Origin of the sequence: Halomonas flagellata (assembly GCF_022487945.1) — a bacterium.
Classification (GTDB): domain Bacteria; phylum Pseudomonadota; class Gammaproteobacteria; order Pseudomonadales; family Halomonadaceae; genus Halomonas; species Halomonas flagellata.
Genome location: NZ_JAKVPY010000006.1, coordinates 115334 through 139108 on the forward strand (window position 1 = coordinate 115334; position 23775 = coordinate 139108).

21 protein-coding genes are annotated in these 23775 nt (G+C 68.3%); 3 read left to right on the plus strand and 18 right to left on the minus strand.

What is annotated here, in order from left to right; translation table 11 throughout:
• Positions 1-2 precede the first annotated feature (2 nt).
• From fdh3B to MKP05_RS06730, 7 genes are all read right to left on the minus strand, one after another.
• Positions 3-617, minus strand: a complete 615-nt coding sequence (gene fdh3B, locus MKP05_RS06700; protein ID WP_110285129.1) for a formate dehydrogenase FDH3 subunit beta — start codon at positions 615-617, stop codon at positions 3-5.
• 10 nt (positions 618-627) lie between these two features.
• Positions 628-3480, minus strand: a complete 2853-nt coding sequence (locus MKP05_RS06705; RefSeq protein WP_240567602.1) for a formate dehydrogenase subunit alpha — start codon at positions 3478-3480, stop codon at positions 628-630.
• Positions 3481-3507: 27 nt separating this feature from the next.
• The gene (locus MKP05_RS06710) at positions 3508-3708 is read right to left on the minus strand and encodes a twin-arginine translocation signal domain-containing protein (RefSeq protein ID WP_240567603.1); all 201 of its coding nucleotides are present in this window, start codon (positions 3706-3708) and stop codon (positions 3508-3510) included.
• A gap of 96 nt (positions 3709-3804) precedes the next feature.
• Complete coding sequence (locus MKP05_RS06715; protein ID WP_240567605.1) at positions 3805-4434, minus strand: TorD/DmsD family molecular chaperone; 630 nt, start codon at positions 4432-4434, stop codon at positions 3805-3807.
• Between the two features lie 4 nt (positions 4435-4438).
• Positions 4439-6160, minus strand: coding sequence for a 4Fe-4S binding protein (locus tag MKP05_RS06720; protein WP_240567607.1), 1722 nt, complete (start codon positions 6158-6160; stop codon positions 4439-4441).
• Positions 6161-6253: 93 nt separating this feature from the next.
• The gene (locus MKP05_RS06725) at positions 6254-6802 is read right to left on the minus strand and encodes a DUF3306 domain-containing protein (RefSeq protein ID WP_240567609.1); all 549 of its coding nucleotides are present in this window, start codon (positions 6800-6802) and stop codon (positions 6254-6256) included.
• Entirely contained in the window at positions 6799-7230 is a 432-nt protein-coding gene (locus MKP05_RS06730) for a DUF3305 domain-containing protein (RefSeq protein ID WP_110285135.1), read from the minus strand. The genes MKP05_RS06725 and MKP05_RS06730 overlap by 4 nt, the downstream gene beginning before the upstream one ends.
• 94 nt (positions 7231-7324) lie before the next feature.
• Here MKP05_RS06730 and MKP05_RS06735 point away from each other — a divergent pair, with 94 nt between their 5' ends.
• Positions 7325-8164, plus strand: a complete 840-nt coding sequence (locus MKP05_RS06735; RefSeq protein ID WP_240567610.1) for a formate dehydrogenase accessory sulfurtransferase FdhD — start codon at positions 7325-7327, stop codon at positions 8162-8164.
• Between the two features lie 16 nt (positions 8165-8180).
• Here the strand turns inward: MKP05_RS06735 and MKP05_RS06740 are convergent, their stop codons facing one another.
• Both MKP05_RS06740 and MKP05_RS06745 read right to left on the minus strand, forming a co-directional pair.
• Complete coding sequence (locus tag MKP05_RS06740; RefSeq protein ID WP_110285137.1) at positions 8181-8816, minus strand: helix-turn-helix domain-containing protein; 636 nt, start codon at positions 8814-8816, stop codon at positions 8181-8183.
• A 172-nt stretch (positions 8817-8988) separates the two neighbouring features.
• Positions 8989-9924: a histone deacetylase family protein gene (locus MKP05_RS06745; protein WP_240567612.1), complete on the minus strand. Its 936-nt coding sequence runs from the start codon at positions 9922-9924 to the stop codon at positions 8989-8991.
• A 132-nt stretch (positions 9925-10056) separates the two neighbouring features.
• On the opposite strand from MKP05_RS06745, the gene MKP05_RS06750 reads away from it, so the two are divergent.
• The gene (locus MKP05_RS06750; protein WP_240567613.1) at positions 10057-12804 is read left to right on the plus strand and encodes a bifunctional acetate--CoA ligase family protein/GNAT family N-acetyltransferase; all 2748 of its coding nucleotides are present in this window, start codon (positions 10057-10059) and stop codon (positions 12802-12804) included.
• Positions 12805-12843: 39 nt separating this feature from the next.
• Here the strand turns inward: MKP05_RS06750 and pdxH are convergent, their stop codons facing one another.
• From pdxH to MKP05_RS06775, 5 genes are all read right to left on the minus strand, one after another.
• Entirely contained in the window at positions 12844-13485 is a 642-nt protein-coding gene (gene pdxH / locus MKP05_RS06755; RefSeq protein ID WP_240567615.1) for a pyridoxamine 5'-phosphate oxidase, read from the minus strand.
• A gap of 91 nt (positions 13486-13576) precedes the next feature.
• Entirely contained in the window at positions 13577-13966 is a 390-nt protein-coding gene (locus tag MKP05_RS06760; RefSeq protein WP_240567617.1) for a DUF2069 domain-containing protein, read from the minus strand.
• Positions 13963-14586 carry an NAD(P)H:quinone oxidoreductase gene (wrbA, locus tag MKP05_RS06765; RefSeq protein WP_240567619.1) on the minus strand — a complete coding sequence of 208 codons (624 nt, stop codon included), beginning with the start codon at positions 14584-14586 and terminating at the stop codon, positions 13963-13965. The genes MKP05_RS06760 and wrbA overlap by 4 nt, the downstream gene beginning before the upstream one ends.
• A gap of 42 nt (positions 14587-14628) precedes the next feature.
• Entirely contained in the window at positions 14629-14982 is a 354-nt protein-coding gene (gene arsC, locus MKP05_RS06770) for an arsenate reductase (glutaredoxin) (RefSeq protein WP_110285143.1), read from the minus strand.
• Entirely contained in the window at positions 14979-15485 is a 507-nt protein-coding gene (locus MKP05_RS06775; protein ID WP_240567620.1) for a gamma-glutamylcyclotransferase family protein, read from the minus strand. Before MKP05_RS06775 ends, arsC begins: the two co-directional genes overlap by 4 nt.
• Before the next feature lie 120 nt (positions 15486-15605).
• On the opposite strand from MKP05_RS06775, the gene smrA reads away from it, so the two are divergent.
• Positions 15606-16199 (plus strand): DNA endonuclease SmrA, encoded by a 594-nt coding sequence (gene smrA / locus MKP05_RS06780; RefSeq protein WP_240567621.1) that lies wholly within the window; start codon positions 15606-15608, stop codon positions 16197-16199.
• 62 nt (positions 16200-16261) lie between these two features.
• Here the strand turns inward: smrA and MKP05_RS06785 are convergent, their stop codons facing one another.
• From MKP05_RS06785 to metH, 4 genes are all read right to left on the minus strand, one after another.
• On the minus strand, positions 16262-16792 hold the full coding sequence (locus tag MKP05_RS06785; RefSeq protein WP_240567622.1) for a DUF934 domain-containing protein: 531 nt from the start codon (positions 16790-16792) through the stop codon (positions 16262-16264).
• Positions 16785-18437, minus strand: coding sequence for a nitrite/sulfite reductase (locus MKP05_RS06790; RefSeq protein ID WP_240567623.1), 1653 nt, complete (start codon positions 18435-18437; stop codon positions 16785-16787). The genes MKP05_RS06785 and MKP05_RS06790 overlap by 8 nt, the downstream gene beginning before the upstream one ends.
• Before the next feature lie 127 nt (positions 18438-18564).
• The gene (locus tag MKP05_RS06795; protein WP_240567624.1) at positions 18565-19893 is read right to left on the minus strand and encodes an MATE family efflux transporter; all 1329 of its coding nucleotides are present in this window, start codon (positions 19891-19893) and stop codon (positions 18565-18567) included.
• 59 nt (positions 19894-19952) lie between these two features.
• Positions 19953-23678, minus strand: coding sequence for a methionine synthase (gene metH / locus MKP05_RS06800; protein WP_240567625.1), 3726 nt, complete (start codon positions 23676-23678; stop codon positions 19953-19955).
• Between the last annotated feature and the right edge of the window lie 97 nt (positions 23679-23775).

Below are 23775 nucleotides of genomic sequence, written 5' to 3' on the forward strand. Positions count from 1 at the left end.
CCTTACCCCTGGCGGGTGGCGTCATAGGCGAGGTTGTCGGTGTCGGCGCGGGGGTTGCCCGACCAGGCGCCGTCCGGGTGTCCGCGCTGGACCACCCGCTGGCGGAAGATGTCGGCAATCGTCTGGGCATCGCCGGCGAGCAGCGCCTTGGTGGAGCACATCTCGGCGCATAGCGGCAGCTTGCCCTCGTCGATACGGTTGGCGCCGTATTTCTGGTATTCCTCCTCCTTGGTTTCCGCCGGGCCGCCGGCGCAGAAGGTGCACTTGTCCATCTTGCCGCGCTCGCCGAAGGCGTTCTGCTGCGGGAACTGGGGCGCACCGAAGGGACAGGCGTAGAGGCAGTAGCCGCAGCCGATGCACAGGTCCTTGTCGTGCAGCACGATGCCGTCATCGCGCTGATACAGCGTCTCGGTAGGACAGACGGCGATGCAGGGCGCATCGTCGCAGTGCATGCAGGCCACCGAGATCGACACCTCGGTGGGTTCGCCGTCGTCGAGGGTGACCACCCGGCGGCGCTGGATGCCCCATTCGACGTCGTTGGCGTTCTTGCAGGCGGTGACGCAACCGTTGCACTCGATGCAGCGTTCGGCGTCGCACATGAACTTCATAGTGGCCATGTTGTTCTCCTCAGCTGGCCTTCTCGATACGACACAGGGTGCACTTGGTTTCCTGCATCTGCGTCACCGAGTCATAGCCGTAGGTGGTGGCGGTGTTGGCCGCCTCGCCGAGCACATAGGGCGCGGAGCCTTCCGGGTAGCGGTCATGCAGGCTCTCGCCCTGGAACATGCCACCGAAGTGGAAGGGCATGAACACCACTTCGCGGGCCACCCGGGGCGTGACCAGGGCCTTGACCCGCACGCGCCCACCCTCGGCGCCCTCGACCCAGACGTCGTCGCCGTCGGCCACCGCCAGGTCGTTGGCCAGCGCCGGGTTGATCTCGACGAACATCTCCTGCTGCAGTTCGGCGAGCCAGGACATGGAGCGCGTCTCCTCGCCGCCCCCCTCGAACTCCACCAGGCGCCCGGAGGTCAGGATGATCGGGTAGCGATCCGAGTTGTCGTTGTCCTGGATGCTCTTGTAGAGGGTCGGCAGCCGGTAGTGCGAGGCCACGTCGTCCCAGGTGGGATAGTCGGCGACCAGGTCGCGGCGGCTGGTGTAGAGCGGCTCGCGGTGCTTGGGGATGGGGTCGGGGAAGGTCCAGACGTTGCAACGCGCCTTGGCATTGCCGAAGGGGGCGCACTCGTGGGCGATGGCCACCCGCTGGATGCCGCCGGAGAGGTCGGTCTTCCAGTTCCTGCCATCCGCTTCCGCCTGTTCCTCCTCGCTGAGGTCATCCCACCAGCCGAGGTCCTTGAGCATGACGTCGGTGAATTCGGGATAGCCGTCGTTGAGCTCGGAGCCCTGGCTGAACACGCCGTCGGCCAGGATGTTCTCGCCGTTGCGTTCGATGCCGAAGCGGGCGCGGAAGGTCAGGCCGCCTTCGGAGACCTTCTTGCTGGTGTCATAGAGGATCGGCGTGCCGGGGTGGCCCATCTCGGCGGTGCCCCAGCAGGGCCACGGCAGGCCATAGTAGTCGCCATCGGCGGGACCGCCCTCGGCCTGCAGGGTATGGAAGCTGAAGGTGTGCCAGTTCTGCTGGTGGGCCTTGAGGCGCTCCGGGCTCTGGCCGGTGTAGCCCACGGTCCACATGCCGCGGTTGAACTCGCGGGTGATGTCCTCGATGAGCGGCTCGGTGCCGTTGACCTCGATATGCTTGAACAGCTCGTCGGCGAAGCCCAGTTTGCGGGCCAGCAGGTACATGATCTCGTGGTCCGGCTTGGACTCGAACAGCGGCTCGATCACCCTGTCGCGCCACTGGAGGGCACGGTTGGTGGCGGTCACGCTGCCGGTGGTCTCGAACTGGGTGGCCGCCGGCAGCAGGTAGACACCGTCGCTGCGGCCATGCATCACCCCGGCCACGGTGGGGTAGGGGTCGACGATGACCATCATCTCGAGCTGCTGCATGGCCTTCTGCATCTCGGGGCCACGGGTCTGGGAGTTGACCGCATGCCCCCAGTAGAACATCGCCTTGAGCCGGGTACGCTGGGAGATGGCCTCCTCCTTCTCGAGCACCCCGTCGACCCAGCGCGACACCGTGATGCCGTTGGTGTACATCGGCTGGCCATCGGCGTACTCGATCTGGTCGAAGCGGCCCTTGAGCCAGTCGAGGTCGAGGTCCCAGACACGGGCCCAGTGTGCCCAGGCGCCCTCGGCCAGGCCGTAGTAGCCGGGCAGGGAGTGAGACATCAGCCCCAGGTCGGTGGCGCCCTGGACGTTGTCGTGGCCACGGAAGATGTTGGCGCCGCCACCGGAGACGCCGATATTGCCCAGCGCCAGCTCGAGGATGCAGTAGGCCCGGGTATTGTTGTTGCCGGTGGTGTGCTGGGTACCGCCCATGCACCAGACGATGCAGCCCGGCCGGTTCTCGGCCAGGCGCCGAGCGGTGTCGTGCATCACGCCCTCGGGGACGCCGGTGATGCGCTCCACCTCGGAGGGGGGGAAGGCCGCCACCTCTTCACGCACCTCGTCCATGGCATAGACGCGCTGGTCGATGTACTCCCGATCCTCCCAGCCATTCTCGAAGATGTGCCACAGCAGGCCCCAGATGAAGGCCACGTCGGAGCCGGGGCGAAGGCGCACGTAACTGTCGGCCTTGGCCGCCGTGCGGGTGAAGCGCGGGTCGACGACGATGATCTGGGCCTGGCTGCGCTCCTTGGCCAGCAGGATGTGCTGCATGGCCACCGGATGAGCCTCGCAGGGGTTGGAGCCGATGAACATGATCGCCTTGCTGTTCTGAATGTCGTTGAGCGAGTTGGTCATCGCCCCGTAGCCCCAGGTGTTGGCCACCCCCGCCACGGTGGTGGAGTGGCAGATGCGCGCCTGGTGATCGGTGTTGTTGGTGCCGGCCAGGGCGGCGAACTTGCGCATCAGGTAGGCCTGTTCGTTGCTGAACTTGGCCGACCCCAGCCAGTAGACGCTGTCGGGCCCGTGTTCCTCGGTCAGGGCCAGCACCTTGTCGCCGATCTCCTCGATGGCGTCGTCCCAGCTCAGGCGCTGCCACTCGCCGCCGACCAGCTTCATGGGGTACTTGAGGCGGCGGCTGGAATGGCCGTGCTGACGCAACGAGGCGCCCTTGGCACAGTGGGCGCCGCGGTTGATGGGGTGGTCGAAGGCGGGCTCCTGCCGGGTCCAGATGCCCTCCTGGACCTCGGCGTAGACGCCACAGCCCACCGAGCAGTGTGAACAGATGGTGCGCTTGGTCTCCACCGGCGAGTCGAGTACCGGCGTCTTGTTGGCGGCCTCGGTGCGGCGCATCATCGGGGCGCCCATGAAGCCGGCGGCGGCCAGGCCGCCGGTGGCCCCGCTGCGCTTGAGGAACTGGCGGCGGGAGATGCCCAGTCCGGCAGCCTTCGGGGCATCACTTTTACGAGTCAGACGCATGGCTGTGATCTCCTGGCTGTCGAGCCGTCAGTCCCGCAGGGTGGCGTAGAAGGCACGGATATGGTCGGTCTCCCGGTAGTGGCGGGAGGTGTCGGCCAGCGGTTCGTCGGCGGTCTCGGCCTGGGCCAGGGTGACGTGACCGACGGCGGCCGCTGCCCCGGCGGCGGCGGTGCCGACCCCGAGGGTCTTGAGGAAGCGGCGGCGCTGCGGGTTGCGAGTCTTGTTCATGGGAGTCTCCTCGATCATGCCGTGGCCTTGAGTTGGCGTTGTTGTCATGTCCATGGGCGCTCTTGCGATGATGTCGTCGGGTGCTCTCTCCAGGCATCAGGGCTCGACGAGCCTGACGGGGTCCTGCGCTGCCTCACCGGCGAGCAGCGCCTCTTCCTTGTCGATGAAGGCCCGGCCGAGCCGGCCGAGTCGGGAATAGAAGGGCGATGCGACCGCGGCCAGGTCGGCCAGGCAGTGCGCGGCCCAGGGCGCCAGGTGCGCCATGAAGAACCGCGCCTCGGCGGGGGAGCGGGCCTCGATGAGCAGGGCCATCACTTCGCAGAGTGCGGCCAGGTGGTCTTCCGGGTCGCGGGTCCGCTCGCTGCGCTCGAATCCCAGCACCTTGAGGTCCCGGCGCAGGGCCACCAGGGCCTCGTCCAGCAGTTCGCCGTTGCGGTACCAGGAGGCGTAGGGCGTCACCTCCCCCTGGATGACGCCGACGAGATGGCGGAAATGGGCGCGGGTCAGCTCTTCGATGGAGGCGTCGCCTGCCGAGGCGATGAGCTCGCGCCAGGGGCTGGCGAGGGCGCTGCCGTCGTCCTCGACCTCCAGCCCGGCGAGCCAGTCGAGCAGCGCGGTATCCGGTGGCTCGCGCAGCAGGCGTGCCAGCAGCCGGTAGACATCGGCCCGCAGGGCATGGAACTCGTCGAGTTCGGGGGCCACCCGGGGCGTGACAGTATCGGTCATTGGCTCACACCTTCAGTTGCGATTCGGGATTCCGCGCCAGTTCGTGCCATACGTCCCTTACGCGACAGTCCTCGCACATCTCCAGCCGGGCCAGGGCATCGCCGGCGAAATACGGGTGGTCGGCGAGCTTGGCCTTGATCGTGGCGATGGTGCTGGCGGTGGCGAAGGGCTTGCCGCAACGGATGCAGTGGAAGGCCTCCTCCTCGTGGCACACCCGGCGCTGGTCCCGGGCCGGGTCGGCCAGGAAGCCGGGCAGCAGGGTGATGGCATCCTCCGGGCAGGCCTCGGCACAGAGCCCGCACTGCACGCAGTCGGCCTCGCGGAAGCTCAGCTGCGGACTGTCGGTTCCGGCCGCCAGGGCCGGGGTAGGACAGCCGGCCACGCAGGCCATGCACAGGGTGCAGGCGGCACTGTCCACGTCGAGATCGCCATAGGCGGCACCCGCGGGCATCGCATGGCGCCTGCCATCCGTCTCGCCGCACTCGAGTAGTCGGGTCAGCACGACGTTCAGGCGGTCGCGCTTGCCGGCGGTATCGAAGGCCAGGGGCGCCTCGACCAGGGGGGGATGCGTCGGCAGGGCGTCGCGGCCGGCCGTGTCGCCGGCGTCGAGGCAGGTCACGCGTTCGGGGGCGTGCCCCAGTGCCTCGAGCAGGGCCCGGGCCTGGGCGAGCTGGTCGTCGATGAAGGCGGAGAGCCGTTCGGGCATCTGCGGATGGCGCTGGATGCGCACCTCGGCGGCACCGCCGGCCAGGGCGGTCAGCCACTGGTCGTGGCCCGCGGCCCCCAGCTCCGCGAGCGGGACGTCGAGGACATGGCCGGCCGGGTCGCTGTCAGCGGCGAGGTGTTCGGCTTCGCCGAAACGCACCACCGGCAGGGTGCCGCCGGCACGGCGGTAGGCGTCGAGCCAGGCCAGCAGGGTCTCCTGCTGGCGATGGGTGTCCGGTAACCGGAACTGGATGGCCCCCGTGGGACAGGCACTGCTGCAGCTGCCGACGCCGTGGCAACGGAAGGGGTCGATCTCGATCCAGGCCGCTATGCGCCCCTGCTGGCTGGCGATGGCATCGGCCGGACAGACCTCGAGGCAGCGGGTGCAGCCGGTGTTGCCGCTGGCGGCATGCGCGCAGAGGTCGTGGTTGATCTGGAAGTAGCGCGGCTTGTCGAACTCGCCCACCAGGTCGGCGAAGGCCTCGAGCCGGAGGGCACGATCGGGCTCGGCCCAGCGCGTGGCGACATAACCGGGCGGTGGCAGCTCCAGTGACAGCACCGGTCTCTCGCCGAGATCCAGGACCAGGTCGAAGTGGTCGCGGTCGGCCAGCGCCCGGGCCAGGTTGAGCGGCTGCTCGCGGGCGATCATGGCCGAGAAGCGGCCCAGGTAGCCCTCGATGTGCAGGCTGGCGGCCTGCTCGCGGCTCAGGGCCTGGCAGGTCAGGTGCCGGGTATCGGCCAGCAGGGTGTCGTCGTCGCTGTCATCTGCTGTCGGATCGCTGGCTTCGGCGACGGGCTCGGTGAAGGCGAGCGTCAGCGAGGCCAGCCCCCGGTCCTGCAGCGCTCGGGCGGCCCGACGGGCATCCCGCTCGTTGCCCAGGATCAGGGCGTGCCCCTCACTCACATAGCCGACGCTGGCCGGGGTGAGGTTGAGCGGCCAGGAAACCTGGCGGTGCGTCGCCTCCCTCGCCCGACGATTGCCGGTGTCGTCCACCGGCAGCATCTCGATGCGCTGGTTCATGCCACCTCACGGTCAGTGATACTTTGTTATTGTATGGTGATGCTAATGTTGCAGTCTGGTTGGTTTTCGTGATGACGCCAGACCACCCTTGGTCTAATCCTCCCCCTTCGCGGGCGGAGTGCCGGTCTCGGCGCTGGCCGCGACAACACGCCGGGCATCCACGGTGTCCTCGTCGGGGGCGGGCATCGCCTCCCGCTGCTCCTCGCCTTCGGCGATCCCCGCCTCCCCGGCAGGGTCGGCCACTGCCGGCTCGAGTTCACTCTCGTCGAGCTTGCGGGTCCACTGCCTCAGGCGCTGGGCCAGCTCACTGGCCAGGGGCTTGAGACGCTCCCGGTAATCGTCGTCGTAGTCGTCCAGGCCGTCGCGGATCCCGTACCGCTCGCCGGAAAACATCCGCCGCAGGGCGCGCCGGCGCAGGCCGTCGCTGACCCCCCGCTGCATGAATGCCGTGAAGTCGCTGCCGGCGGGCAGGGTGTCGGGATCGGGCAGGGAGGCGTCCAGGCTGCCGGCTTCCGGAGGCCGCGTATCGGCGCCGGGGCTCTCCGGTGCCGGCTCCACGGTGGTAGCTGCGGGCTCGGGCAGTTCGACGTCTTCGGTCTGCTCGCCCAGCTTGCGGCGTGACCAGCGACTCAGTCGGTTCATGCGCGCTGCTCCCGGGCGCGGCCCGCGCCGTGGCGTTTCTTCTTGCGCCCTTCATCCGGCGCTTCCCCGTGGCGGGCGAGATAGGCCTCCAGCCAGGCCTGGAGCGCCAGCGGCATCTCGACTTCCAGCACCTGCTGCTCGCCATCGAGCCAGGAGGCCGCGACGTCCTGGCTGGCCGTGATCGCCGAGGGGCGGGGAGGCAAGCCGCTCTCGCCGCAGCGCACGAACAACCGGGGAGTGCCGGCATCGAGGTTGAAACGGTAGGCGGCCCGCTCGGTGAGGTACAGCTGCAGTTCCAACACCCAGGGTCCGCCATCCCCGGGGGCCAGGTCGACGATCCGCCATCGGGTGGAGCTGAAGCCCTTGACACGCCGGGACTCGCTCGCGAGATCGAGACTCAGGACTCGATGGCTGCTGACGTGGGTCATGGATGCCGCTCTCGCCAAAGTTGTCGATTCAGTAAAGACACTGGACGGAGGGAATGCCATCATCATCTATCAACGCTTTGTCGAGGAGCCGTGGATGCACGACATCAGCCTGAGCCAGGCGCGCCTGCCCGCCACCCTGGAGATCGAGGTGCTCGACGAATTCGGCGAGGCTCGTCCCCAGGCCATCGCCGCCGAGCGCGCCCTGACCGTCTACCTCAACAGGCGCGAGATCGTCACCCTGATGACCCTGGGGGCGGACCCCGAGGCGCTGGTGGTAGGCTACCTGCGCAATCAGGGGCTGCTCGTCGCCCGCGAAGATCTCGAGGCGGTGCACGTGGACTGGGAGGTGGAGGCGGCCGCGGTGGTCACGCGCCACCTGCCCGAGGATCTCGAGGAACGTCTCGGGCAGCGCACCGTGACCACCGGGTGCGGCCAGGGCACGGTGTTCGGTCGCCTGCTCGAGGCCACCTCGCTCCATGTGCTGCCGGCCACCCGGCTGCGCCAGTCGGTGCTCTACCAGCTGCTCGAGAACCTCGGCGCCTACAACGAGACCTATCGCAGCGCCGGCGCCGTGCACGGCTGTGCGCTCTGCCGACAGGAGACGGTGCTGGATTTCGTCGAGGACGTGGGGCGCCACAACGCCGTGGACACCCTGGCGGGACGCCAGTGGCTGGGGGAGGCGGCAAGCGCCGATGCGGATATCTTCTACACCACCGGTCGACTGACCTCGGAGATGGTGCTCAAGGTGGCCCAGATGGGCATCGGGGTACTGGTGTCGCGCTCCGGGGTGACCCAGAAGGGCGTGGAGCTCGCCGAACGTTTCGGGGTGCTGCTGATCGCCCGGGCCAAGGGACGCCACTTCCAGGCGATCAACACCGGCGAGCGCCTCGACCTGGACGCCATTCCGCCGCGGCGCCCGGGCGACCGCCGCTAGGAGCCTACGTGGTGGTTCATGGAGAGTTCTCGCTCCGGGTGCAGACGGAGAGCACCACGGCATCCTCCTCGCTGACCGACACCAGGGCGTGGCCCATGTCGCTGTCGAAGTAGATGCTGTCGCCCTGCACCAGCTGGAGTGGCTCGTAGAACTCGGTATAGAGCAGGATCTCGCCGTCGAGCACCATCAGGAACTCCTCGCCGTCGTGGCGCACCCATTCGTTGAATTCGTCGAAGCTACGCGCCCGCACGATGGTCTTGAAGGGGATCATGCGCTTCTGGGCCAGTTCGCAGCTGAGCAGTTCGTGCTCGTAGGTGGGGGTGGGGTGCTGCTGGCCGTGCCCGCGGCGGGTCAGGTCGCGACGCCCCATGGTGCGGGTCTGGGCCCGGGGCGGCGAGAGCAGCTGGGGCAGGTCGATGCCGAGCCCGCCGATCAGCTTCTGCACGGCGGTGAAGGTGGGAGAGATCTGATCGTTCTCGATCTTGGACAGCGTGGAGCGTGCCAGGCCCGTGCGCTGGCTCACGTCCTCCAGGGTCCACTGGTTGGCCAGGCGGATTTCCTTGAGGCGCTCCCCCAGGCGCAGCGGCTCGACGAAGGGCTTGCGCCCCGAGGCGATACGCAGGGCAGCGTCCTGATCGGTGGTGGCGGTCATGGTCGGTTCACTATCGGAAACAGAGTTTCCACCAGCCTACCACAATGGCTGCCCCGCGCCTCGCGTGAACGACCCGAAATGGTGCCGATTGCGACGTGATTCGCGGCGGCCTGATCCGCCGCCGGTATCCGCCATGCTGCCGTATCACGTTTCCCCGATGCTGGAAACGGCGTCAGCCGTGGAAGGGCTGGCCGAGCAGGGCCTTGACGTGGGCCTCCGCACTGCGCCCCAGGGCGTCCAGGTGATAGCCGCCCTCGAGCACCGAGACCAGTCGGTTGTCGGCATAGAGGGCGGCGATCTCCATCGCCAGGCGGGTGACCCAGTGGAAATCCTCGTCCTCGAGGCAGAGCTCGGCGAGGGGGTCGTCGCGGTGGGCATCGAAGCCCGCCGAGACCAGCACGATCTCCGGCTTGAAGGCGTGCAGGGCCGGCAGCCAGTCGTCCTCGATGGCCCGGCGGAAGGCGCCGCTGCCGGTGCCGGCCGGCAGCGGGGTGTTGACCACGTTCTGCCACTCGCTGCGCAGGTAGCGCCAGGGGTAGAAGGGGTACTGGAAGCTGGTACAGACCAGCACCTCGGGATCATCCTTGAAGATGTCGATGGTGCCGTTGCCCTGGTGGACGTCGAAGTCGAGAATGGCGATCTTGCGGGCGCCGTACTTCGCCCTGGCATGGGCCGCCCCCACCGCCACGTTGTTGTAGAAGCAGAAGCCCATGGCATCGGTGGCCTCGGCATGATGGCCCGGCGGGCGCACCGCGCAGAAGACGTTGTCGGCCTGGCCACGGAACACCTGGTCGACGCCGCGGATGACCGCGCCGGCCGCCATCCGTGCGGCCTGCAGGCTGTCGGGGTTCATCAGGGTGTCACTGTCCAGGGTGACGATGCCCTGTTCGGGCACGCACTTGTCGAGCGCCTGCAGGTGACGCAGCGGGTGCACCCTGGCGAGTTCCTCCCGGGTGGCTTCCCGGGCGTCCGACTGCATGGTCTGCTGCAGCACCCCGGCAAGAGCCAGCCGCGCACGAATCGCCTCCAGTCGCAGGGGGCTCTCGGGGTGCTCGGGCCCCATGTGATGCAGGTGGCAATCGGGATGGGTGATATAGGCGGTGATCATGCACGAACTCCAGGCTGACTGGTGACACGATAAGCGCCACAGCCCCTTGCACGACAGTGTCAATAGGTCGTACACAGGGGAATGGCCAACCATCGGAATCATCCGTCACGGGGACACCCCGGGGAGAGAGCCTTGAGCACCCGTTTCCTGCGCCACTTCTTCGAGCCGCGTACCCTGGCGGTGATCGGTGCGTCCGAAAAACCCCACTCCCTGGGCGGCCAGGTGATCCGCAATCTCCAGGAGGCCGGCTTTCCCGGCACCCTCTGGGCGGTCAACCCCAAGGGCTACGAGACGGTCTTCGGCCAGCCCTGCGTGGCGCGTGTCACGCAGTTGCCCGAGATACCCGACCTGGCGGTGATCTGCTCGCCGGTCGAGACCGTGCCGGGACGTATCGCCCGGCTGGGTCGCTTCGGGGTCAAGGCCGCCCTGGTGCTCTCGGGCGGTGCCCATCTGGACGACGACCGCGGCGACCGGGGCTCGATCCGCAGCCGCATGCTGGCCGCCGCCCGGGAGTCGGGGATTCGCGTGCTGGGACCGGAGTGCATGGGCCTGATCGTGCCCGGGCGCCAGCTCAATGCCTCCTATGCCAGCCAGCCGGTCAAGGCCGGTCGGGTCGCCTACCTTGGCCAGTCCGGCATGCTCGGCAACGCCATGATCGACTGGGCCGCGGGGCGCGGCATCGGTTTCTCGCACCTGATCACCGTCGGCGACAGCGTCGACGTGATGCTTCCCGACCTGATCGACTACATCAACCAGTACGCCCCCGCTCAGGCGATCCTGCTGCACCTGGAGCGCATCCTCGATGCCCAGCACTTCATGACCGCGGTGCGTGACGCTTCGCGGCATCGTCTGGTGCTGGCGATCAAGAGCGGGCGCACCGCGGCGTCCGACCTCACCGGCCTGCCGCCGACGCCCGGGGTCGCCAATCGCGACCAGATATTCGACGCCGCCTTCTCCCGGGCCGGGGTGGTACGGGTCAACGACTCCGACGAGCTGTTCGACGCCCTGGAGACCCTGTCGCGGATGAAACCGCTGCGCGGCGATCGCCTGGCCATCGTCGCCAACGGCCTGGGGCCGGCGCTGCTGGCCATCGACAAGCTGGTCAGCGCCGGCGGCAAGCTGGCCGCCTTCAGCGAGGAGACCCACCAGGCGCTGCTCGAGGGCGGCTTCGACATGAGCCGCCCCGGCGACAATCCGGTGGACCTGGGGGGGAATGCCACCCCGGAGAAGCTGGTGGATGCCCTGGAGATCGTCGCCGCCGACCCCGGCGTCGATGCCGTGCTGGTGGTCCATGCCCCGACCCGATTGGCCCCCTCGAAGACCACGGCCCAGGCGATCATCGCCAATCGCAAGCGCTTCCGACGCAACCTGCTGACCAGCTGGATGGGGCTGCAAGAGGCGCTGTCGGCTCGCCACGAGTGCAACCTGGCCGGGATCCCCACCTATCTCTCGCCGGAGAAGGCGGTGAAGGCCTTCATGCACATGGTCGACTACCAGCGTGTGCAGGCGCTGCTGCAGGAGACCCCGCCGAGCCTGCCATTCACCACCACGGCGGAGATCCGGCGGCGCTGCCGCACGCTGATTGAAGAGGCCAGGGCCAGCGGGCGCGAGTGCCTCTCCCATTCGCAGACTGCCCAGGTGCTCGAGGCCTACGGCATCCCCGTGGCGCCCGGCCGCTACGTGAAGACGCCGGAGGAGGGGGCCGCGGCGGCGGCCGAGATCGACGGCCCCCTGGCCCTCAAGGTGGTACACGAGGGCAACTGCCGGCCGTTCCGCTACCGCAAGCACCCACACAAGCTCTCTGCCGGCCTGCTGCAGGACCTGGGCTCCCCGGAGCAGGTCGCCGAGGGCATGCGCCGGCTCGAGGAGAAGGGGAGCGAGAAGTTTCCTGCTTTCGAGATCCGCGAGTACTGTCTCCAGCCGATGCAGCGCGGCAAGCACTCGATGCAGCTCTGCGCCGGCATCACCCGCGACCCGGTGTTCGGGCCGGTGATCGTGTTCGGCATCGGCGGCTACAAGGTCAATATCCTGGCCGACCGCCAGGTAGCGCTGCCGCCGCTCAACATGCGCCTGGCGGAGGACATGATCGGACGCACCCATGCGGCGCGCCTGATCCGCGAACACTCCAGCGATCCGGACCGGGACATCGAGCGGCTCTGCCAACTGCTGGTCAAGCTGTCGCAGATGGCCAGCGACCTGCTCGAACTGCGCGGCCTCGAGCTCAACCCGCTGCTGCTCAACCGCGACGGCATGGTGGCGGTGGACTTCGCCCTGGACCTGGCCCCCCCGGCACGCTTCGCGATCATGCCCTACCCGGAAGAGCTGCGTGAGTGGGTCACCCTCAACAATGGCTGGGAGGTGGAGGTGCGGCCGATCCGCGCCGAGGATGCCCCGCTGATCACCAGTTTCCATACTCAGCTCTCCGAGGAGAGCATCCGCTTTCGCTATTTCCACAACAAGTCGGACCTGACCCAGCGCGACCTGTCGATCCTCTCCCACATCAACTACGACCGGCAGATGGCCTTTATCGCCGAGCACCTGCGCGACGACGGCAGCAAGGAGATGCTGGGCGTGGTGCGGGTATGGAACGACCCGGACAACATCCGCACCGAGTTCTCGATCATCATCCGCGACGACCTCCAGGGGCTCGGCATCGGCAGCCTGCTGATGAACAAGATGATCGCCTACTGCAGGAGCGTCGGCACCCTGGAGATGATCGGCAAGATCATGGTCGACAACCATCCCATGCGGGCGCTGATGAAGCACCTGGGGTTCCGCTGCCGCTACAACATGGAGGAGCAGGTGGTGGACGCGGTGCTGAGGCTCAACGAGCCCGAGAGCGAGTGGCAGCGGCACCGTCTGGAGAGCCAGCCCGATTGAGGACGGGGCCCGCGGTGGGCAGGCCCGCGGAGGTCCTGTTCAGGGTGCCAGGCGGAAGTGGCTCCACTCGCCGTCGCGCTGCTCGTAGCGGATGCGGTCGTGCAGGCGGCTCGGCTGACCTTGCCAGAACTCGATCATCTCGGGAATGACGCGGTAGCCGCCCCAGTGCACCGGCCGGGGAATTTCCTGGCCCTCGTAGGCCTGCTCGAAGCGTTTCTCGCGCTCCTCGATCCAGGTGCGGTCGGGAATCACCACGCTCTGGGTGGCGACCCAGGCGCCCAGTTGGCTGGCTCGGGGCCGGCTGGCGAAATAGGCGTCCGATTCCGCTTCGCTGACCTGCTCCACGCGACCCTCGACACGCACCTGACGCGACAGCGAGGGCCACCAGAACACCAGGGCGGCATGGGGCACATTGGTGAGCTCGCTGCCCTTGTGGCTATGGTAGTTGGTGTAGAAGACCAGGCCCTGCTCGTCGATGCCCTTGAGCAGCACCACCCGGGCATGGGGCAGCCCCTGGCTATCGACGGTGGCCAGCGTCATGGTATTGCCGTCCTCGCCTTCCGTTTCCAGCGCCAGCGTCAGCCACTCGTCGAACAGCACCATGGGATCACCGGTGACCTGGGCCTCGTCCAGGTTTCCCCCCTCGTAGTCGCGTCGGATATCGGCGATGTTGCGTGTCATGTCGTTCTCCTCGAGATTTGTTCCATGGTCGCCGCTCGCGGGGTAGAGCTCAACACCTTCACGGCAACGGCAGGCATTTTCTTGGGCCAAGCTAGCCGGCGCGCAGCTGGCGGCTGCGGAAGCGGGCATAGCCCATGCAGCCAGTGAACAGGGCCAGCGACACCAGGGCCTCGAGCAGGCCGCGCAGACCCTGGCCCGGCAGGGTGGCGACCATCACTCCCTGGGTGAAGTAGAGCAGGCTGACGAAGGCCAGCCAGGCATGGCCTCGCGGTCGACGGCCGAGGATCGACGGCAGGAAGAGCACCAGCGGCAGCACGAAGGCGATCAGCGGGCCCAGGGCGACTTCGCTCTGCACGGCGACGCCACGGTAGAGCATCAGCAGCAGGAGCAGGACATAGCTGCCGAGCACCAGCTTGCGGGAGCGTTCGGTGAGGGTGTCGAGGCCGCGCCGGGCCTCGAGCCCTTCGAGCCACTGTCTCATGGGGCCTCCCGGCGCATGGCGTCCAGGGCCAGGGTGAGCCTGGCCAGGCGGCGCCCCTGGGCACGGACCAGGTGGCGTTCGTGGTCGTCGAGCGGGCGGTCGCTGCGCTTGCCGGCCAGGTGGCTCGCGCCATAGGGGGTGCCGCCGCTGGTGGTGTCCATCACCTCGGTCTCGCTGTAGGGCAGGCCGGCATAGACCATGCCGTGGTGCAGCAGTGGCAGCAGCATCGAGATCAGGGTGGTCTCCTGACCGCCGTGGAGGCTGGAGGTGGAGGTGAAGGCGCTGGCCGGCTTGTCGACCAGGGTGCCGCCCAGCCACAGCTCGCTGGTGGAGTCGATGAAGTGCTTGAGGGGGGCGGCCATGTTGCCGAACCGCGTCGGGCTGCCGATGGCCAGGCCGGCACAGTGGCGCAGGTCGTCGAGGCCGGCGTAGACCGCTCCCTCGGCGGGGATCTCCGGATCCACGGCCTCGCAGGTGGGGGAGACCGGCGGCACGGTACGCAGCCGGGCCTCGATGCCGCGGCACGACTCGACGCCGGCGGCGAGCTGTTCGGCCATGGCCCGGGTGGCACCATAGCGGGAGTAGTAGAGGATCAGCACATAGGGCAGGGGGGCGCTCATCGGGGCTCCAGACGACGAATGAAGGGAAGGGCGGAGGCGGACTCAGCGTCCGTCGATCAGGCCCAGGACATCTTCCGGAGGGCGACCGATCATGGCACGCTGGCCGTCATCGGCGATGGGCCGCTCCATGAGCCGGGGGTGGGCGACGATCGCCGCGATGACCTGCTCCTGATCCTGGAGGTCGACGTCCAGCGTCTTCCACTCCTGCTCCCCGGTGCGCACCAGCGCCTCGCCGTCGGCGTCGAGCCGCGACATCAGCTCGCGCAGTTCGCCCTCGTCGAGGGGCTCGTCGAGATAGCGGCGCACCCTGACCTCGGCGCCACGCTCCTCGAGCAGGGCGAGCGCCTGGCGCGACTTGGAGCAGCGCGGGTTATGGTAGAGGGTGATGGTGGTCATGCGGACTCCTTGGTCCCGGCGATGAAGAGGCGGCCATTGTAGAAGGCCGCCAGGTCGGGCCACAACCGTGCGCCCGACGGCGCCTCCTCGAGCAGGCGGCGATAGACCCAGACCTCGCGGCCATCGACGAGCTCGACGGTGACCCGTTCGTAGCGGAGTCCCAGGCGCTCGTAGCGATCGAGCCGGGCGAGCTCCTCGGCAGAGACGTCGATCACCTCGCCCTCGACGCGCGCGCCGGGGGCCTCGACGAGGTCGAGCCCCTCGCGGCGGAAGTCTTCCAGCACCGCCGGCGTCGACTCGCCGATGCGGCCGGTGACCACCCAGCGCACCAGTCCCGAGCGCAGGGTGCCGTAGACGAACACCTCATGGCGGCCGTCGGCGATCGCCGGCAGGTCGTCCGGCGGGTCGTAGGTGAAGGGACTGAGCAGGGCCAGCCATAGCCAGCCCGCCACGGCGAGTGGCAGGCCGACCAGGGTCAGCAGCAGGAGGCGCAATCGTGTCATGGTCGCTCCAGGCGCGCCGGTAAGAGACCATCGTGCCATGGGCGGGCGGCGCTGTCCGGCTTAAGCCGTCCGACAGGCTCTGCTAGGATGGAGATTCCCCTGACGACCGGGAGGTGGCCCATGACACAGTCGGCACGCGATGATCTGGATTTCAGGGCCCTGATGGGCGATGTGCGCCCCCTCGGGCGGGCACGCAACCGGGCCGACCCCGGCCATGCCACGCGCGGCCCCAGCGAGGCCCAGCTCGCCCGCCGGGAGAGCGCCGCCGCCGAGCCGCAGGGCCGCGACTTCCTTTCCGACGACTTCGTCGACCTGATTCCCCCCTTCGACCCGCTCGAGTACCGCCGCGACGGCATCCAGCAGGGGGTGGTGGACCGCCTGCGCCACGGCGGGTATGCGGCGCAGGCCCAGCTGCACCTGCTGCGTCGTCCGCTCGAGGAGTGCCGCCGGGCCTTGCCGCCCTTCATCCGGGAGGCCCGCGCCCATGACCTGCGCTCGGTGCTGATCATCCATGGCCGGGGGCGCGAGATCGACAGCGCCCCCAACGTGCTGCGCTCCTACCTCGCCAAGTGGCTGGCCCAGTTCGAGGAGGTCCAGGCCTATGTCTCGGCGGGGCAGGCCGACGGTGGCCTGGGTGCGACCTGGGTGATGCTGCGCAAGAGCGAACGCGCCAGGGCGGCCAACCGCGAACGGCAGCAGAAGCGGCGCGGTTGACGGTCGGGGCTGATCCGGGCCCCCGTAATGCCGTGGCCCGGTTCAGGATACGCTCAGCTGTTTCAGGCGCCGCCGTTCTCGCGCAGGCGGCGTTCGAAGAGGGCTTCTGACTGGTCCACCGCCGGCTGATAGCTGACGCTGAAGGCTCCCAGGGCGCGCAGGGCGTCGTCGAGGTGTTGGTCCTCGCGCAGCGCCAGGGCGTCGAAGCCGCAGCGGGTCATGTAGAACAGCTGATCGACCAGGACGTCTCCGATGGCGCGGACCTCGCCCTCGTAGCCATGGCGTTCCCGCAGCAGCCGGGCCAGGGTATAGCCGCGACCGTCGGTGAAGGCGGGGAAGTCGATGGCGACCAGCGGCGCCTTCACCAGCTCGAGCGCCAGGGCATCGGTGAGCTCGGTGTCGCTGGGCAGCCAGGGCGCCAGGCCCTCTTCGTCGGCATGCTCGCGCCGCTGTTCAAGCCACAGCGCGAGCGGCACGATCACCGGCCGGCGGGTCGGCAGGGCCTCCTCGAGACGCGACAGCGCCCACTCGTCCTGCTCCGGCTGCCCCATCTTGATCAGGGTGCGGGCGTGTTCCAGTTGTTGATCAGGCATAGACCCGCTCCTTGAACGGCTTGAGGCCGATTCGGCGATAGGTGTCGAGGAAGCGCTCGTCCTCGTGCCGCTGCTCCACGTAGACCTGCAGCACCTTGTCGATCACCTCGGGCACGTCCTCGCGGAAGAAGGAGGGGCCGAGGATCTTGCCGAGCGAGGCGTCATCGGTGGCGTTGCCGCCGAGCGAGATCTGGTAGTACTCCTCGCCCTTCTTGTCGACGCCGAGGATGCCGATATGGCCGACGTGGTGGTGGCCGCAGGCATTCATGCAGCCGGAGATATTGAGGTCCAGCGGCCCCAGGTCGTAGAGGAAGTCGAGGTCCTCGAAACGCTCCTGCAGCGCCTGGGCGATGGGGATCGACACCGCATTGGCCAGGCCGCAGTAGTCGCCGCCGGGGCAGCAGATGATGTCGTTGAGGGTGCCCACGGTGGGGTTGGCCATGCCGAGTTCCTCGAGTTCCCGCCACAGCGTCTCGAGCTCGTCCACCGGCACGTCGGAGAGCACCAGGTTCTGCTCGTGGGTGACCCGCATCTCGCCGAAGCTGAAACGGTCGGCGAGATCGGCGACGGCCTCCATCTGGTCGGCGGTGACATCGCCCGGGGCGTGCTCGCGCCGCTTGAGCGACAGGGTCACCGCCTTGTAGCCCGGCACCTTGTGGTCGGTGACGTTGTTGGTGACGAAGCGCGAGAAGGCGCGATTCTCGGCGCGCAGCCGCTCGAAGTCGGCGATGGCGGCTTCGGCGACCGGACGCCGATCGGGCTCGGGGAAGTGGGCCCGGGCGGCTTCCACCGCGGCCGGCGTGAGGGTCTGGGGGCCATCCTTGAGATGGGCCCACTCGGCCTCGACGCGGCGGCGGAACTCCTCGATGCCCAGCGCCTTGACCAGGATCTTGATGCGCGCCTTGAACTTGTTGTCACGGCGGCCGAACTGGTTGTAGACCCGTACGCAGGCTTCCAGGTAGGTGAGCAGGTGCTGCCAGGGCAGATCCTCGCGCACCACGTCACCGATCATCGGCGTACGGCCCAGGCCCCCCCCGGCGAGCACCTTCACCCGCAACTCGCCGCGGTCGTCGCGCCACAGGCGCAGGCCGATGTCGTGGACCTGGATGGCGGCACGGTCCTCGGCGGCACCGGAGACGGCGATCTTGAACTTGCGCGGCAGGAAGGCGAACTCCGGGTGCAGGGTCGACCACTGGCGGATCAGTTCGCACCAGGGCCGCGGATCCTCCACCTCGTCACCGGCGATGCCGGCGAACTGGTCGCTGGTGGTGTTGCGGATGCAGTTGCCGCTGGTCTGGATGGCGTGCATCTGGACTTCGGCGAGCTCGCCGAGGATATCCGGCACGTCCTCCAGCGCCGGCCAGTTGAGCTGCAGGTTCTGGCGGGTGGTGAAGTGGCCATAACCGCGATCGTAGCGGCGCGTGATGGCGGCCAGGCGCCTGAGCTGATGGCTGCCGAGCATGCCGTAGGGGATGGCGATGCGCAGCATGGGCGCATGCTTCTGGATATAGAGGCCGTTCTGCAGTCGCAGCGGGCGGAACTCATCCTCCCCGAGACGGCCGGCCAGATGACGGTCCATCTGGTCCCGGAACTGGGCGACGCGCTCATCCACGAGGGTCTGGTCGTAGGTGTCGTACCGATACATTCAGGCGTGTCCTGCTGTCGGAGCGGGTGAAGGAATATGCCGTAAAGGCACCATACTCCTCTTCCTATATTCTATGAAAGAATAAATGATCATAGAATTCGAGTGAAGGGTTATTAAGGTCGGGGGGTCAGACCAGTAGCTGCAGCCAGCGTCGTCGCTGCCAGATCACGGCGAACCAGGCCGAGTTGAGGCAGCGATAGCCCAGCTGCACCCACCAGATGCCGAGCAGGCCATGGTCCAGCACCACCCCGACCCACCACGCCAGCGGCAGGAACACCAGCCACTGCATGGTCAGGGTTGCTGTCATTACCATACGGTTGGCGCCGGCACCAAGCAACGCCTGGGCCAGGACCAGGGCGGCGGCATCGAGCACGATCATGGCCGCGGTCAGCTGCAGCGGCGCCCGGCCCAGCGCGATCAGCGCCGGGTCGTGCAGGAAGAGCCCCAGCACCGCGTCGGGGAAGAGCGCCATCGGCAGCGCCAGGGCCGCCAGGCAGGGCCAGGCCAGGTGCACCACCTCCCAGCCCCAGCGATGGGCGTCCCGATGCGCCTGGCGGCCGAGCGCCTGGCCGACCAGGCTCATCGCCGCCATGCCCAGGCCCACGCCGGGCAGGATCAGCAGCAGCGACAGGTTCACCAGCACGTGGCCCACCGCCACGCTGCCGGTGTCGATGCGCCCGAGCATCCAGAACAGCACGGCATAACCGGCGGCGAACCACAGCTGCTGGAAGGAGTGGGGGGTGGCCAGGCGCAGGGTGGTGAGCATGGTCAGTCGTTGTGGCAGGCCGGCCAGGAAACCGCTGGTGGTGGCGTGGCGGGTGCTGAGCAGGGCCCAGATCGCCAGGCCGACGAACAGCGACAGGCTGGTGCCGGCCCCGGCGCCGGCGGCGCCCATGGCCGGCAGGCCGAACAGGCCGAAGATCAGGCCGATACTCGCGATCACGTTGACCAGGTGCATGAACAGGATGATGCGCAGGTAGATGCCGGTCTGCTGGATGCCGTTCCAGTAGCCGCGGAAGCAGAAGATCATCGCCACCGGGACGAGGGAGACTACCCGCCAGCGGAAATACGCCACCGCCACCGCATTGACCGCCGGGTCCTGGTTGATCAGCGCCAGCAGGCGCGGTGCCTGCCACAGGCAGAGCAGCGCCAGCGGGCCGGCGACCGTCAGGGCGATCAGCAGGCCGGCGTTGAGCGCCATCGCCCGCCGCCCCCAGTCCTCCTCGCCGTGGCGGCGGGCGGTCTGGGCCTGGACGCCGGAGGAGAGCCCGAAGACCACGGCGGTGATCAGGAACATGGCGTAGCCGCCGATGCCGACGCCGGCCAGGGGGACCTCGCCCAGCGATCCCACCAGGGCCGCATCGACCAGGTTGAGCAGGCTCTGGGAGAGCATCCCGGCGATGATCGGCAGGGACAGGCGCAGGATCGTCTGGCGGCGGGTGGTCTCGGGCAGCATCCGTCTTCCGGTCGGTGGTGAAGGCGGGCCCGCTCGTGAGCGGGCCCGGCGCCTGGCTCTCAGTCGGGGTCGTAGGAGAGTACCGGCGCGAGCCAGCGCTCGAGCTCGGCGAGCGTCATTCCCTTGCGGCTGGCCAGCACCTCGACCTGGTCGCGGGTGATCTTGCCCGTCGAGAAGTACTTCGACTGGGGATGCGAGAAGTACCAGCCGGCCACCGCAGCGGCGGGCCACATGGCGAAGTTCTCGGTGAGGGCGAGGCCGCTGTGGACCTCGGCCTCGAGCAGCCGGAACAGGGTGGCCTTCTCGGTATGGTCGGGGCAGGCCGGGTAGCCCGGCGCCGGGCGGATGCCCTGGTACTTCTCGCCGATCAGTGCATCGTTGTCGAGCGACTCCTCGGGCACATAGCCCCAGAACTCCTTGCGTACCCGCTCGTGGAGGCGCTCGGCGAAGGCCTCGGCCAGGCGGTCGGCCAGTGCCTGCACCAGAATGGCGTTGTAGTCGTCGCCGGCGGCCTCGTAGGCCTTGCTGAGTTCCTCGACGCCGTGGCCGGCGGTGACCGCGAAGCCGCCGATCCAGTCCGGCTTGCCACTCGGCTCTCCATTGGCGTCATAGCGGGGCGCGATGAAGTCGGCCAGGCTATGGCAGACGCCGTCGCGGTTCTTGGTGGTCTGCTGGCGGATATGGTGCAACCGCTCGATCACCTCCGTGCGCGACTCGTCGGCATAGACCTCGATGACGTCGTCGTCGACGCTGTTGGCCGGCCACAGGCCGATCACGCCCCGAGCCTGGATGCGCTTCTCGTCGATCAGCTTGCGCAGCATCGCCTGGGCATCCTCGAAGAGGCTGCGCGCCGCCTCGCCGACCACGGCGTCGTCGAGGATCTTCGGGTACTTGCCGGACAGTTGCCAGCTCATGAAGAAGGGTGTCCAGTCGATGCGCTCGACGAGCTCCTCGAGGTCGTAGTCGTCGAAGGCCATGAGGCCGGTGACGGCGGGGCGGGGCGGCGTGTAGTCCGTCCAGTCGATCGCCGGCTTGCGCTTGCATGCCTCTTCATAGCTGAGGTCGGCGGCCTTGGGGCGGCGCCTGGCATTGCGCTCGCGCACCGTCTCGTACTCGGCACGGATCTCGGCCACATAGGCCGGCTTCTGGCTTGGAGAAAGCAGCTTGCCGGCCACCCCCACGGCCCGCGAGGCATCCGCGACGTAGATCACCGGGTGCTCGTAGCCGGGCTCGATCTTCACCGCGGTATGGGCCTTGGAGGTGGTGGCGCCGCCGATCAGCAGCGGCAGGCTGAAGCCCTGGCGCTGCATCTCCCTGGCCACGTGGACCATCTCGTCCAGCGAGGGGGTGATCAGGCCGGAGAGCCCGATGATGTCGGCGTTCTCGTCGCGGGCGGTCCGCAGGATCTTCTCGGCGGGCACCATCACGCCCAGATCGATCACCTCGTAGTTGTTGCACTGCAGGACCACACCGACGATGTTCTTGCCGATGTCGTGGACGTCGCCCTTGACCGTGGCCATGACGATCTTGCCCTTGGCCTGGGTGTCCTCGTTTTTTGCCTTCTCCGCCTCGATGTAGGGGATCAGGTAGGCCACCGCCTGCTTCATGACCCGGGCCGACTTGACCACCTGGGGAAGGAACATCTTGCCGGCGCCGAACAGATCGCCGACCACGTTCATGCCGTCCATCAGCGGCCCCTCGATCACCTCGATGGGCCGCTCGGCCCGCTGGCGGGCGAGCTCGGTGTCCTCCTCGATGAAGGCGGTGATGCCCTTGATCAGGGCGTGCTCGATGCGCTTCTCGACCTCCCAGGAGCGCCACTCCAGGTCCTCCTTCCTGGCCGGGCCGCTGCCATCGCCCTTGTACTTGTCGGCCAGGTCGACCAGCCGCTCGGTGGAGTCGCTGCGCCGGTTGAGCACCACGTCTTCCACCGCCTCGCGCAGCTCCGCCGGCAGGTCGTCGTAGACGGCGAGCTGGCCGGCATTGACGATGCCCATGGTCAGGCCGGCGCGGATGGCGTAGTAGAGGAAGACCGAATGGATCGCCTCGCGCACCGGGTTGTTGCCGCGGAACGAGAAGGAGACGTTGGAGACGCCGCCGGAGACCAGGGCGTGGGGCAGGTGCTCGCGGATCCACTGGGTCGCCTCGATGAAGTCGACGGCGTAGTTGTCGTGCTCCTCGATGCCGGTGGCGATGGCGAAGATGTTGGGGTCGAAGATGATGTCTTCCGGCGGGAAGTCGAGCTCATCGACGAGGATGCGGTAGGCGCGCTCGCAGATCTCGGTCTTGCGGGCGAAGGTGTCGGCCTGGCCGGCCTCGTCGAAGGCCATCACCACCACGGCGGCGCCGAAGCGCCGACAGGCCGTGGCCTGCTCGCGGAAGGCGTCCTCGCCCTCCTTCATCGAGATCGAGTTGACCACCGCCTTGCCCTGCACGCACTTCAGTCCCGCCTCGATGATTTCCCACTTGGAGGAGTCGATCATGATCGGCACCCGGGCGATGTCGGGCTCGCCGGCGATCAGGTTGAGGAAGCGCACCATGGCCTCCTCGGACTCGAGCATCCCCTCGTCCATGTTGATGTCGATGAGCTGGGCGCCGTTCTCGACCTGCTCCAGCGCCACTTCGAGGGCGGTGGTGAAGTCCTCCTCGACGATCAGCCGCTTGAAGCGTGCCGAGCCGGTGACGTTGGTGCGCTCGCCGACGTTGACGAACAGCGAGTCGGCCTCGATGTTGAAGGGCTCCAGGCCCGACAGGCGGCAGGCGTGGGGGCGCTCGGGCACCCGGCGCGGGGCCAGGCCCTGGATCGCGCGGTGGATCGCCGCGATATGCTCCGGCGTCGAGCCGCAGCAGCCGCCGATGATGTTGACCAGGCCGCTCTCGGCGAACTCGGCGACGATGGCCGCCATCTCCTCCGGGGTCTGGTCGTACTCGCCGAACTCGTTGGGCAGGCCGGCGTTGGGGTGGGCCGAGACGAAGGTGTCGGCCTTGGTGGAGAGCTCCTCGACGTAGGGGCGCAATTCCTCGGCCCCGAGGGCGCAGTTGAGCCCGATGGCGAGCGGGCGGGCGTGGCGCACCGAGTTCCAGAACGCCTCGGTGGTCTGGCCCGAGAGGGTGCGGCCGGAGGCGTCGGTGATGGTGCCGGAGATCATCACCGGCAACCGTTCGCCGCGGGCCTCGAACAGCTCCTCCAGGGCATAGATCGCCGCCTTGGCATTGAGGGTGTCGAAGATGGTCTCGATGAGGATCAGGTCCGACCCGCCCTCGATCAGCGCCGTGGCCGCCTCGTGATAGTTCTCGCGCAGCTGGTCGAAGGTGACGTTGCGCCTGGCCGGGTCGTTGACGTCCGGCGACAGCGAGGCGGTACGCGAGGTCGGCCCCAGCACCCCGGCCACGTAGCGTGGCACGCCGGTCTCGGCGGCCACGGCATCGCACACCTCACGGGCCAGGCGCGCCGACTCCCGGTTGAGTTCCGGCACCAGGTCTTCCATCCCGTAGTCGGCCTGGGAGAGGCGGGTGCTGTTGAAGGTGTTGGTCTCGACGATGTCGGCGCCGGCCTCCAGGTACTCGCGGTGGATGCGGGTCACCAGGTCGGGGCAGGTCAGCGCCAGCAGGTCGTTGTTGCCCTTGAGGTCGGAGGGCCAGTCGCTGAAGCGCTCGCCGCGGAAATCGGCTTCCCCCAGGCTGGCGTTCTGCAGCATGGTCCCCATGCCCCCGTCGAGCATCAGGATGCGCCGGGAGAGGCTGTCGGTGAGCGTGGCGGTCAGGGCAGTGGGAACGGCGGCCATGGGTCGGGTCTGTCTCCAGCGTGGGAAGCGTCGGGAATCTCTCGGACTGGCCGCGGGGCGCCTTGTTCGTCTCACCGGGGTGAGCGCATGCGGTCCA